The organism is Paraburkholderia sp. HP33-1 (genome assembly GCF_021390595.1).
Lineage (GTDB): Bacteria > Pseudomonadota > Gammaproteobacteria > Burkholderiales > Burkholderiaceae > Paraburkholderia.
Map to the genome: position 1 here is coordinate 464563 of NZ_JAJEJR010000002.1, position 12484 is coordinate 477046.

Annotated in this window: 13 protein-coding genes; 9 read left to right on the top strand and 4 right to left on the bottom strand. The window is 64.2% G+C overall.

The features are described 5' to 3' along the window. The first annotated feature begins 377 nt into the window (after positions 1-377). The 7 genes from L0U81_RS18120 (at position 378) to araD (ending at position 8456) form a co-directional block, all read left to right on the top strand. Positions 378-1367 (top strand): dihydrodipicolinate synthase family protein, encoded by a 990-nt coding sequence (locus L0U81_RS18120; protein WP_233804913.1) that lies wholly within the window; start codon positions 378-380, stop codon positions 1365-1367. After that, positions 1364-2308: an SMP-30/gluconolactonase/LRE family protein gene (locus tag L0U81_RS18125; RefSeq protein ID WP_233804914.1), complete on the top strand. Its 945-nt coding sequence runs from the start codon at positions 1364-1366 to the stop codon at positions 2306-2308. The genes L0U81_RS18120 and L0U81_RS18125 overlap by 4 nt, the downstream gene beginning before the upstream one ends. Before the next feature lie 248 nt (positions 2309-2556). After that, on the top strand, positions 2557-3726 hold the full coding sequence (locus L0U81_RS18130) for an extracellular solute-binding protein (protein WP_233804915.1): 1170 nt from the start codon (positions 2557-2559) through the stop codon (positions 3724-3726). A 72-nt stretch (positions 3727-3798) separates the two neighbouring features. Then, positions 3799-4878 (top strand): ABC transporter ATP-binding protein, encoded by a 1080-nt coding sequence (locus tag L0U81_RS18135; RefSeq protein ID WP_233804916.1) that lies wholly within the window; start codon positions 3799-3801, stop codon positions 4876-4878. Further along, entirely contained in the window at positions 4875-5753 is an 879-nt protein-coding gene (locus L0U81_RS18140) for an ABC transporter permease (RefSeq protein ID WP_233804917.1), read from the top strand. The genes L0U81_RS18135 and L0U81_RS18140 overlap by 4 nt, the downstream gene beginning before the upstream one ends. Next, positions 5753-6688 carry an ABC transporter permease gene (locus L0U81_RS18145; RefSeq protein WP_233804918.1) on the top strand — a complete coding sequence of 312 codons (936 nt, stop codon included), beginning with the start codon at positions 5753-5755 and terminating at the stop codon, positions 6686-6688. Before L0U81_RS18140 ends, L0U81_RS18145 begins: the two co-directional genes overlap by 1 nt. Before the next feature lie 31 nt (positions 6689-6719). Beyond that, on the top strand, positions 6720-8456 hold the full coding sequence (gene araD / locus L0U81_RS18150) for an L-arabinonate dehydratase (RefSeq protein WP_233804919.1): 1737 nt from the start codon (positions 6720-6722) through the stop codon (positions 8454-8456). Positions 8457-8459: 3 nt separating this feature from the next. Here araD and L0U81_RS18155 read toward each other — a convergent pair whose 3' ends face one another. Together L0U81_RS18155 and L0U81_RS18160 are read right to left on the bottom strand one after the other, a co-directional pair. After that, positions 8460-9065 (bottom strand): short chain dehydrogenase, encoded by a 606-nt coding sequence (locus L0U81_RS18155; RefSeq protein WP_233804920.1) that lies wholly within the window; start codon positions 9063-9065, stop codon positions 8460-8462. Positions 9066-9214: 149 nt separating this feature from the next. After that, positions 9215-9667, bottom strand: a complete 453-nt coding sequence (locus L0U81_RS18160; protein ID WP_233804921.1) for a DUF3005 domain-containing protein — start codon at positions 9665-9667, stop codon at positions 9215-9217. Between the two features lie 284 nt (positions 9668-9951). Between L0U81_RS18160 and L0U81_RS18165 the strand changes: the two genes are divergently transcribed. Both L0U81_RS18165 and epsC read left to right on the top strand, forming a co-directional pair. Next, positions 9952-10185, top strand: a complete 234-nt coding sequence (locus tag L0U81_RS18165; RefSeq protein WP_008920927.1) for a hypothetical protein — start codon at positions 9952-9954, stop codon at positions 10183-10185. Between the two features lie 150 nt (positions 10186-10335). Then, positions 10336-11262, top strand: coding sequence for a serine O-acetyltransferase EpsC (gene epsC / locus L0U81_RS18170; protein ID WP_233804922.1), 927 nt, complete (start codon positions 10336-10338; stop codon positions 11260-11262). Between the two features lie 35 nt (positions 11263-11297). On the opposite strand, the gene L0U81_RS18175 is transcribed toward epsC, so the two are convergent. Beyond that, positions 11298-11810 (bottom strand): metal-dependent hydrolase, encoded by a 513-nt coding sequence (locus L0U81_RS18175; RefSeq protein ID WP_233804923.1) that lies wholly within the window; start codon positions 11808-11810, stop codon positions 11298-11300. A 140-nt stretch (positions 11811-11950) separates the two neighbouring features. Further along, positions 11951-12460, bottom strand: coding sequence for a hypothetical protein (locus tag L0U81_RS18180; RefSeq protein WP_233804924.1), 510 nt, complete (start codon positions 12458-12460; stop codon positions 11951-11953). Between the last annotated feature and the right edge of the window lie 24 nt (positions 12461-12484).

A 12484-nucleotide genomic window follows, 5' to 3' on the forward strand; every position in this document is an offset into this window, starting at 1 on the left:
GACTGAAATAAATCTTTAGCTCGCCCGGGATTCGCAAGTGAATAATGCGACCAATCCGCCCCCGGTGACCGTATTTTAATGCGGTTCATTGGCAGAATTATTTCCGCAGCGCTTTTAAATTAATCGCATTTTCCCGATTATCTGGGAAAGCGGGCTATTGCTCGCCGCTGCCTTCTTGCCCAAAAAAGAGCCTGCGCCGATGCCACATAGGGCGCAGACACTCTATTGTCGTACAAGAGGAAATTTCGCGATCTGAACCCGGACGGCCCGGCGCCAACAGCATGCTGAGGCGATCGTCGCACGCAGGTTGTTTGACAACATTGTGATGCCGATGCTACCGTGAAATTCCCGCCTTGCCCGTTTCCGCGTCAATCATCATGAATGAATCTCCGCTCAGCGTCGGCGAGTTCGCCGCGTCGGTTATGGCCGTGCCGCCGCTCGCGCGCCGCGCCGACTACACGCTCGACCCGGCGCAGAATCTCGCGCTGATCCGCCATATCGAAGCGGGTGGCGTGCGCACGCTACTGTATGGCGGCAACGCTAACCTCTATCACGTCGCGGTCAGCGAATACCGCGAGCTGCTGGACCTGCTCGCCGACGCCACGAGCCCCGGGACGCGCGTGATTCCGGCGCTCGGTCCCGACTACGGCAAAATGCTCGATCAGGCGCGCATCCTCGCGCAGACGCGTTACCGTACCGCGATGGTGCTGCCGCTCAGCGGCTTTACGACGTCCGATGGCGTCGAGGCGGGCATCACGCGGATCGCCGACACGGCCGGCATGCCGCTCACGCTGTACATCAAGAGCGAAAACTACGTCGATGTCGACACGCTCGCGCGGCTCGTCGAGCGTGGTACGTTGAGCGCGGTCAAATATGCGATCCCGCGCGACAATCCCGCCGACGATCCCTATCTGCGCAGGCTGCTGCAAATCGTGCCGGCCGCGAAGATCGTGTCGGGCATGGGAGAACGTCCGGCGCTCGTGCATCTGCGCGAGTTTGGACTCGCCGCCTGGACGACCGGTAGCGGCTGCATCGCGCCGCGCATGGTGATGGCGCTGCTGCGCGCGGTGCAGAGCGGCCGCAGCGCCGCTAGCCCCGATTGCGCCGATCACACCATCGCCGAACGTCTGTACGATGCGTTCATGCCGCTCGAAACGCTGCGCAACGACATCTCGCTCATCCGCGTGCTGCACGACGCAATCACATTCACGGGCCTCGCCGACATGGGGCCGCTGCTACCGCTGCTCAGTTCGACGCCGCGCGAGCATCATGCGAAGATCACGCAGACCGCGCGCACGCTGCTCGCCCTCGAGCGCGAGTTCGTGTCAACCCACCCGATCCGCTCCGACACGCAGGCAACCCTATGACCGACAACAGCCGACGCTATCCCGATCCCTCCATCCGCGTGTTCGACCCGCGTTTCAGGTCGCTGATTCTCGCGTCGGCGTCGGTCGAATGTTTGTATCAGGGCACGCGCTGGTCCGAGGGGCCGGTGTGGTTCGGCGACGGCCGTTATCTGCTGTGGAGCGACATTCCGAACGACCGCATCCTGCGCTGGGACGAAACGACGGGCGCGGTCAGCACGTTCCGTCAATCGTCGAACAACGCGAATGGCCATACGCGTGATCGCGATGGGCGTCTCGTCAGTTGCGAACACTTGACACGGCGTGTGACGCGCACCGAATACGACGGCTCGATCACCGTGCTCGCCGATCGCTATCAGGGCAAGCGCTTCAATTCGCCGAACGACGTGGTCGTCAAGTCGGATGGCTCGATCTGGTTCACCGACCCGACCTTCGGCATCGACGGTTTCTACGAGGGCGAGCACCAGCAGTCCGAACTGAAGGCGTGCGTATATCGGATCGACGGCCAATCGGGCGACGTGTCGATGGTCGTCGATGATGTGCTCGGTCCGAACGGTCTCGCGTTTTCACCGGACGAATCGCTGCTGTACGTCGTCGAATCGCGCGGCGAGCCGCGCAAGATCCGCGTGTTCGATGTCGACGCCAATGGCAAAGGCACGACGCTCTCGAACAATCGCGTGCTGATCGACGCAGGCCCGGGCACGCCCGACGGGTTTCGTGTCGACGTCCACGGCAACCTGTGGTGCGGCTGGGGCATGGGCACCGACGAGCTCGACGGCGTGCGCGTGTTCACCGCGCAAGGCGAGCCGCTCGGCCATATCGCGTTGCCGGAGCGTTGCGCGAACGTGTGTTTCGGCGGACGGCATCGAAACCGTCTGTTCATGGCAGCGAGCCACGGGTTGTACGCGCTGTTCGTGAATACGCAGGGTGTGCGCGGCGGTTGAGCAGTCGTCCGCTTACCAGACAACACGTAGCGCAACTGCATCGGCTGGTCGGGTTTGCCCTTAACGCGCGTCGCCAGGCGTTGAACGACAGGGATTCCACGTCAAAGTGGCCGTTTGCGCGCGGCTTGCGCCGTCATGACTATTTGCTTGACATCGGCTGTTGCGCTTCGCTATGTTCCATTGGTAGAAAGACAACGCCCGCAGCGCACCGATCGGCGGGCTTCCATACCAAGAAGCGAGGAGACGCAATGACTGTATCGCACAGGTTGTCGCTCAAGCTGGTATCCCTCTGTATCGCCACGGGCGCTGCCTTCACCCCTGCCGCGCATGCGGCCGACGCGGTCACGATCAATATCGTCGACGTGGCCGGCGATCTCCAACTCACACAGAAGGGCTTCGAGGCGTTCAAGGCGAAGTATCCGAATCTCGTCGCGAACATCACGTACACGAACGCGCCCGCGCCGCAATTGCCCGGCAAGATCAAGGCAATGCAGGCCGCGGGCCGCTCCGACATCGACCTCGTGCTGACCGGCACCGACGCGCTCGCGGCCGGCATCGAACAGAACCTGTGGATCAAGCTGCTGCCCGACAACGCGGCGCAGTTCCCCGGCGTACTCGACAAGTACGCACCGGGCCCGCGCAAGATGCAGGACCTCGCGCAAGGCTACGGCCTCGAGGTCGCGTATATGCCGGCCGGTCCGCTGCTCGAATACAACCCGGCCAAGGTCAGCGATCCGCCGAAGACGCCAGAGCAACTGCTGCAATGGTGCAAGGCCCATCCCGACAAGCTGATCTACGCACGGCCGGCGAATTCCGGACCTGGCCGCACGTTCCTGATGGGCTTGCCCTACGTGCTCGGCGACAAGGACCCGCAGGACCCGGTGCACGGCTGGGACAAGACGTGGGCGTTCCTCAAGCAGTTGAACGACTGCATTCCCTACTATCCCGGCGGCACCTCGGCGGTGATGAAGGAGCTGGGCGAAGGCACGCGCGACATGACCGTGACCGTGACCGGCTGGGACATCAATCCACGCGCGCTCGGCATCGTGCCGGCCGAATTCCGCGTGCAGCCGTTCGGCAACATGACATGGGTCAATGACGCGCACTTCATGGTGATTCCGAAGGGCGTGCCGAAGGAAAAGCTCGACGTGCTGTACAAGATGATGAACTTCATGCTCGAGCCCGCGCAGCAGGCGCTGACCTACGACGACGGCTATTTCTATCCGGGCCCGGCGATCAAGGGCGTCACCATCGAGCAGGCGCCCGCGCATAGCCAGGAGGTACTGCAAAAGTATGGCCGCCCCGAATACGCGAAGATGTTGACCGATCATCCGCATGCGTTGCCGCTGAATGCAGCGGCGATGGTCGCGGCCTTCAAGAAGTGGGATAGCGACGTCGGCGCGCAGAAGACCCGTTAGACCTTCGCCGATGCGACGGCAAACGGATCGAAACGCAGCGCGGTGGTACCTCACGCGGATCAGGAAACCGCTATGAAGCATCACTTTGAGCAGTTGCGGCTCGATTCGGTGAGCCGCAGTTTCACGAACGCGCAAGGCCATGCAATCGCCGCGCTGCAGGGGCTCGATCTGACGATCCGGCGCGGCGAGTTCATTGCGTTGCTGGGACCGTCGGGTTGTGGCAAATCGACGGCGCTGAACTGCATCGCCGGATTGCAGCCGCTCACCGGCGGCGGGATCTGGCTTGACGAGCGGCGCATCGACGTGCTGCCGCCGGAAAAGCGCGGCTTCGGCATGGTGTTCCAGAACTACGCGCTGTTCCCGCATATGAGCGTGCTCGACAACGTCGGCTTCGGGCTAAAGATGCGCGGCGTCGGCAGGAGCGAGATCGCGCGGCGCGCGCGCGAGGCGTTGCAACTCGTGCAACTGACGGGTCATGAGCAGAAATTGCCCGGTCAGCTGTCCGGTGGCCAGCAGCAGCGCGTCGCGATCGCGCGGGCGATCGTGATCGAGCCGCCGCTGATTCTGATGGACGAGCCGCTGTCTAATCTCGATACGAAGCTGCGCATCGAAATGCGCGCGGAGATTCGCCGCATCCATACGCAGCTCGAACGCGCGACGCTGTACGTGACGCACGATCAGGACGAAGCGCTGTCGATGGCCGATCGCATCGTCGTGATGAAGGAGGGCGTCGTGCAGCAGGTCGCAACGCCGAAGGAAGTCTATACGCGGCCGCGCAATCTGCATGTCGCGCGTTTCATGGGCTATCGCAATGTCGCCGAGTTCACGCTGGAGGGCATGCAGGGCGATGGTGTCGTGGTCAGTGTGAACGGCGTGCGGCTCGTCGGCACGCCGATGGCGGGCTTCGACGGCAAACGCGTGAGCGTCGCGCTGCGTCCCGAAGACATGGAACGCGCCGAGCCCGGCGCGGACAACGCGTTCGATGCGCTGATCGACGCGGTCGAATACGGCGGCCACGATTCGCTGCTGCGCGCGAAGACGGCGTTCGGCGACGTGTGGGCGCGCGTGACCGGCGAATGTGCCGAGGGCGAGCGCATCACGCTGCGCGTGCGGCCGTCTTGCGTGCTCGTCTATGACGCCGAGGCCGCATGAACACGCCGACGCTGTCGCCGCCATTGAGACAGCGCGACGCCAAGGCGTGGCTCGTCGCGCCCGCGCTGCTCTTCATCGTCGCGCTGTTCATCTATCCGTTCGCGTATGGTCTTGCGCTGTCGTTCCAGCCGATGAACGGCGGCGGCGTGTGGGCCAACTATCTGACGTTCTTCACCGACACGTCGATGTGGCCGACGATCCTCGTCACGCTGAAACTCGCGGTGCCGGCCACGCTCATCAACGTCGGCGTGTCGGTGCCGGTCGCGTTCGCGCTGCGCCGCTACTCGCGTTATCAGAAAATCGTCACGACGTTGCTGGTGATTCCGGTGACGCTCGGCACCGTGCTGATCGCCGACGGCATGCTCACCTACTTCGGTCCGCACGGCTGGCTGCCGCAGGCGTTGCAGGCGCTGCATCTGTACACGCAAGAAATGCGGCTCACGCATAACTTCACGGGCGTGCTGCTGTCGCTGATCGTGTCGGGTTTCCCGTTCGCGTTTCTGCTGACGCTGTCGTACGTGACCGGCATCGACCCGACGCTCGCGAGCGCGGCCGCGACGCTCGGCGCGAATCCGTGGCAGCAGTTTCGCCGCATCTATCTGCCGCTGCTCGTGCCGGGGCTGACGATGGCCGCATGTCTGTCGTTCGTGCAGGCGTTCTCGGTGTTTCCGTCGGCGGTGCTGCTCGGCGCGCCCGCGGGTCCGACGCGCGTGATGTCGATTGCCGCGGCCGAAGCCGCGTTCGAGAGCTACGACTATTCGCTCGCGTCGGCGATCGCGATGGTGATGGGCTTCGTGCAACTGCTGGTGGTTGCCGCGCTGCTCGGCGCACGTCGCTGGTTCTATCGTGGTCCCGCAACCGGAGGCAAAGGCTGATGACGACCGATCGTCGCGCGGCGCAGCCCGACTGGTCCGGGTCCACGTCCGCATCGCAAGAGCCGGGCGATGGTGCCCGTGAGCCCGCGCAACACGCGCGTCAGCGCGCGAACCTGCCGGGCCTCGTCTGGCAGGCGCTGGTGTGGGCCGTGATGGCGTTCTTCCTGATCAACGTCGTGCTGTTGATCGCGACCGTCGCGGTGAATTCGATCGCGACGCGCTGGTTCGGCACCGCGTTGCCGCAAGGCTTCACGCTGCACTGGTATGCGCAGGCATGGCGGGACTTCCAGCTCGCGAGCGTGCTGTGGGTGACGGTGCAGGTGGTCGGCGCGGTCGTGCTGCTGTCGGTGCTGCTCGGCGTGCCGGCCGCGTATGCGCTCGCGCGCGTGCAATTCCCCGGCAAGCGCCTTGCGATGCTGATCTTCCTGCTGCCGCTGATGGTGCCGCCCGTCACCTACGGTATTCCGATGGCGACCGCGATGTACAAGGTCGGACTCGCCGGCACGCTATGGGGCGTGATTCTTGCGAACCTCGTTCCGGCGCTGCCGTTCGTGATTCTCGTGATGACGCCGTTCATCGAGCAGATCGATCCGAATCTCGAAGCGGCCGCGCGTATTTTCGGCGCGAACACGTTCCGCTATTTCCGTTACGTGGTGCTGCCGCTGCTCGTGCCGGGTATGCTGGCGGCTGGGCTGCTCGTGCTGGTGCGCACGATCGGCATGTTCGAGCTGACGTTTTTTACGGCCGGTCCGGCGACGCAAACGCTGGTGGTCGCGTTGTACTACGCTGTGTTTTCGACCGGCGTGCGCGCGCCGCAATCGATCGATGCAATGGCCATGATCTATATGGCCATTACGCTGATCTGGGTGCTGATCGCTCTACAATTCGTGAGCCCAACGCAGATCGTTTCTCGCGTGAAGGAACAGAGGCGCTGACGCATGGTCGGCGACAATCGTGGAGTAGACGTTGACGAAGAGAAAGACCCCCGAGGAGTTGCGCAGTCATCGCTGGTACGGCGCGAACGATTTGCGTTCGTTCGGCCATCGCTCACGTACCGCGCAGATGGGCTACAACCGCGACGAATACGCGGGCAAGCCGGTCATCGCGATTCTGAACACGTGGAGCGAGATCAATCCGTGCCACACGCATTTCAGCCAGCGCGTCGAGGAAGTGAAACGCGGCATCTGGCAAGCCGGCGGCTTTCCGATCGAACTGCCGGTGCAGACGCTGGCCGAGCCGTTCCAGAAGCCCACCACGATGCTGTACCGCAATTTCCTCGCAATGGAAGCCGAGGAGATGCTGCGCTCGTATCCGGCCGACGGCGTCGTGTTGATGGGCGGTTGCGACAAGACCACGCCCGCGCTGCTGATGGGCGCGATCTCGATGGATCTGCCGGCAATCTTCCTGCCCGCTGGCCCGATGCTGCGCGGCAACTGGAACGGCGTGACGCTCGGCTCCGGTTCCGATTCATGGCGGTACTGGGCCGAACTGCGCGCGGGCACGCTGACGCCCGACGACTGGCAGGGCGTCGAGGGTGGCATTGCGCGTTCGCCCGGGCACTGCATGACGATGGGCACCGCGTCGACGATGACGAGCGCAGTCGAAGCGCTCGGCTTCACGTTGCCCGGCTTCGCGTCGATTCCCGCGCCCGATTCACGTCATGCGCAGATGGCCGCGAAAACCGGTATGCGTATCGTCGAGATGGTGTGGGAGGATCTGAAGCCGTCGGACCTGATTACGGCGGCATCGGTCGATAACGCGGTGACGACCTGCGTCGCGCTGTCCGGCTCGACCAATTCGGTCGTGCATATGATTGCGCTTGCGCGGCGCGCGGGCATCGAGTTGACGCTCGATCGCTTCGACGAAATCGCGCGCCGCACGCCGGTGCTCGCGAACATCCGGCCGACCGGCGCCTATCTGATGGAGGACTTTTTCTACGCGGGCGGTTTGCGCGCGTTGCTCGCGGAATTGGGCGAACTGATCGACGGCTCGCAGAAAACCGTGAACGGCCGCACGCTCGGCGAGAACCTCGCAGGCGCGCGCATCGTCAACGACGACGTGATCCGCCGCCGCGGCAATCCGCTACTGCGCGACAGCAGCCTCGCGGTGCTGCGCGGCAATCTCGCGCCCGGCGGCGCCGTGATCAAGCCCGGCGCGGCGGAGCCGCATCTGCTCGTGCACACGGGACGCGCGGTCGTGTTCAGCGACTATAACGACATGGCCGCGCACATCGATGACGACAGACTCGACATCGACGAAAGCTGCGTGCTCGTGCTGCAGAATGCGGGGCCGGTCGGCGCGGGCATGCCCGAGTGGGGCCAGCTGCCGATTCCGCGCAAGCTGCTGCAAAAAGGCGTGCGCGACATGGTGCGTATCTCCGATGCGCGGATGAGCGGCACGAGCTACGGCGCGTGCGTGCTGCACGTGGCGCCCGAGTCATTCGTCGGCGGGCCGCTGGCGTTGGTGCGAAGCGGCGATCTGATCGAACTCGACGTGCCGCGCCGCAGGTTGAATCTGCTGGTATCGGACGAAGAGCTCGCACGCCGCAAGGCCGCGTGGGTCAAACCGGCGGCGCGGTTCGAGCGCGGCTACGGCGCGCTGCATCAGGCCCACGTGGTGCAGGCGGATCAAGGCTGCGATTTCGACTTCCTGCAGCGCGGCGGCGCGAGTCCCGACAGTTCGGTCGAGCCGGAGATTCACTGAGGCTCAATACCCCACGCGATACACGCGTCCCGTCTGCGCACCTTCTACGCTGCGGAGATAAGCGAGCGCCGCGCGTTGCGCGCTGACCGGCTCGAAGCCGCGAAAGAACGGCGCGTAGGCTTCCATCGACTCGGTCAGTACGGTCGGACTCACGACGTTGATGCGCAGCCCGCGCGGCAGTTCGATCGCCGCGCCGCGCACGAAGCCTTCGAGCGCGAGATTGACGGTCGTCGCGCTCGCGCCCTGGAGGATCGGCTCGTCGCCGAGAATGCCGCTCGTCAGCGTCAACGAACCGCCGTCATTCACGTACGGCAGCGCCGCGAACACGACATTGATCTGACCCATCAGCTTGTCGCGTAGCCCGACCCAGAACTGCTCGACGCTCATCTGCGCCAGCGGTCCGAAATGCACCTTGCCGGTCGCGGTGACGACGCCGTCCACCTTGCCGATATCGCGAAACAGCCGCTCCACGCTCGCCGGGTCCGTGCTGTCGACGTGATATTGCCCGCGCGTCGCGCCCACCTCGATCACTTGGTGACGCGCCTTCAGCTCCGCGCTGATGGCCTGGCCCAGCGTGCCCGTGGCACCGATGACGACGATTCTTTTCATCCGCAGCCCCGCTAAACGAATCAACGTTAAACAAAGCAAAGCACGCACCAGAATTAAAAAAACGGCGCCTGCCACGTTTCTGCCTGATTAATAGGAATAAACGTGTTAATTCAAACGCGCGCGTATAAAGGGATGATACGCGGGCCCGCTTATTTCAGCCGATGCAATTCGATCACGCGCGCGGGCCGCAAATGATTGACCGCGTAATGAATGCGGCCGCGATCCTGTCGCTGTCCGACGGGACGCGGGTCGTCGTACTGAAGGTCGGCCGAGTAGACAGCAAGCGGCTCGGTCATGCCCTTGTCTATCACCGTGTAGCCCGGCTCGAGCGCAAGCAGCAGATGATTGCCGCCGACCCGGCTGTCGAAGCCGGCCATGCCGTCGAGCGACTCGGGCACGCTGTTCTCGAGCGTCGCATTGCTGGTGGTGATTTCGTCGGGAGAGATTGCGCCGTGGCCCGCGAGACGCGCCGCTTCGCGGTTCTTGCCGTCAGTGTCGACCGTGCTGTCGTGCGTGCGGTCGTTGTGCAAGTCCGTGGTTCGTGGGTCCTTCGGGTCCGGTTTCGTACCGGCATTTTCGGGTTTGCGGATCGCGCTGTTCATCGTGCATTCTCCTGAAGAGGACATGGTCGAAGAAGGGAGCAAAAGCCGTTCCGACTGAAACCGCGCTGCTATGCGCGGGACTTGCGATGCGTATGACGTCCGCGATTCTTTTCGATTTTTTTTAATGGACGCGCATTCTCTACAGAGTATGATCTTACTCCGGCGAGCGATGCGCGGTGAAATTGACGTCATGCTCCGGCTGTTCCATCATGGTCGTATATAACGAACAAACAAGTGGCCGCGCGACTGAATACATGTTACGGGGCTTCAGGGGCGGGTGACTCATGCACTTCGATGCTGCATTTACACATCGCGGCTATCTGTTGAATTGCGAACCGGCGCGCGCAGGCGACGGCTCCTGGCAACCGTATGTGGTGATCTCGCGCTCGAGCGACGGCGAACTGGTCGCTAACCGTTTCTTCCCCACCGAACTGCGCTTCTCCGACGAAGCCGCCGCGATCGCGCATGCGCGCGATTGGGCCGTGCGCTGGATCGACGCGAGCAGCCTGACTATCTGACGTCAGGAAACGATGTGCGCGCGTCGCTGCGTGCCAACGCAAGTCGACGCACTCAACCCGAGCCGACCTGCGCGGTGCCGCGCAGGCACCGTTAAAACGCGGTAATCTCTGCTGCATAACCACTTCGCGCCGTGCGCGCCGCCGTCCCTTATGCCCAACGCGCCTTCCCGTAACTGGGGCCTCGAACAGATCGTCGCCGACCTGCGCGCCTCGCGCGAACAACTGCATCGCACGCGCCATCCGCTCGGCATTCGCGAGTTGCCGTCGCGCGAAGCAGTGGTCAACATCGTGACTGGCCTGCGCGCCGCGATGTTTCCGACGCATTACGGCGCGCCGGATCTAACCGACGAGACTGTCGACTACTACGTCGGGCATACGCTCGAAAGCACGTTGCGGCTGCTGGCCGAACAGATTCGCCGCGCGCTGCGCTTCCTGCCCGAGTTCGGCGCGACGCCTGACTCGGAGTTGCAGGAGCGCGCGTTCGCGGTGGCGCGCGAGTTCGCGACGCAACTGGCGGGCATACGCGCGCTGCTGGTCAGCGACATCCAGGCTGCGTTCACCGGCGACCCCGCCGCGCAGCACATCACCGAGATCCTGCTGTGCTATCCGGGCGTCTGGGCGATGACGCATCACCGGATCGCGCATGCGCTGCATCGGCTCGGCGTGCCTCTGCTCGCGCGCTTCATCAACGAGATCGCGCACTCGGCGACGGGCATCGACATTCACCCGGGCGCGACGATCGGGCCGAGCTTCTTCATCGACCACGGCACCGGCGTGGTGATCGGCGAGACCGCGATCATCGGCGAGCGCGTGCGCCTGTACCAGGCAGTGACGCTCGGCGCGAAGAGCTTCGCGGCCGACGAGGACGGCACACTGATCAAGGGCAACGCGCGGCATCCGATCGTCGAGGACGACGTTGTCATCTACGCGGGCGCGACGATTCTCGGACGCGTGACGATCGGGCGAGGCTCGGTGATCGGTGGCAACGTGTGGCTCACGCATAGCGTGCCGCCGGGCAGCAGCGTGTCGCAAGGCAAGGTCCGCGAAGGAGATCGCACTGATAACGGGCGGCAGTGATGCAATGAAGGCCGCGTCAGGATGCAGCGCGGCGCCTACCTCGTTCGCCAATGCCGCAACCACGGCAACGCATGCATGCCATGCAGCCACACATGCTCGCCGATCAACCACGCGGCCGCCCACGACGCCGCGACGACGATTAGATCGCAGTGCCCGCTATTCCATAAATTTAACGAATGCCGCCCTGCGATCCACGGCACGCCGAGCGGATTCGGCCAGTCGGCGAACAGATGCATCAGGCCGCCGCACGCGAAGCCGAACGCCGGCGCCGCGTAGATCGAATGCCCGAGCGCGTGATACGACACGGCGAGCAACGCGAGCCAGCCGATGCCCCAATGCGTCAAGGTGCGATGCGTGATCCACAGCCGCCGCGCGCGCGACCACCATGCGACTTCGAGCCAGTCCGGCGCGGTGCTGCCGGCCACGCCGGCGATGAAGCTGAGCAGCACGCCCGGATGAAATGGACCGCCGCCGTTGTGCGCGACGATCGCCGCCGCGATGACGCCGGCCGCGAAACCGGTCGCATGATGCGCTTTGCTGGATGCCATCGAAACTCGCGGCACGCGTGCCGCGCGAAAAACAAAGGGCGGCTATGTTCGCAGATGAGCGGATAAAAAAATAGCCGATGCGCGAGATAAAAATTCGCGCATCGGCCGATAGCGCACGACGTTCACGTGCGACGCGCCGCTCAGGTCGCGCAGCGCGCGATATCGAAGCGCATTTCCTCTTCGGGTGGATCGTCGGGCGCGTTGGCCGGATGCGTGACCTTGATCACAGTGTTGCCGTTGAGCGGCGTCAACGTGATGAAGTACGAGTTGTTCGAATCGGCGCCGACGGCGAGTTCGGTCGCGGCGCCGGCGTGCGAGGTACGCACGCGCGACAGACGCTCTTCGAGGCAGGCCGCGATAGACGCGGTCGGGCGTGGCGACGACACGTACACGAGCGGCGCGGACGCATCGCGCGCGGGGCCGCCCGACGAACCGCAAGCGGCGAGGGCGGCAGTAAGGGCGACAGCGGGGGCAAGCAGGAGAAGTGTTTTCATGATCCGATCGTCGGCGTTTCCGTTCACGCATGGGAAAGTGAGGCGCGGGCGAAGCGCGATGCGTTGGCGTACAACACGATGCTTCGCGACGAAGCTGCCGTGCAGGCGTCGCGGTCTCGCGATGTCGCACGGCGGCCGGGGCAGTATACCGAGCATGCGTTGACGTCGTCACTAGCGCGG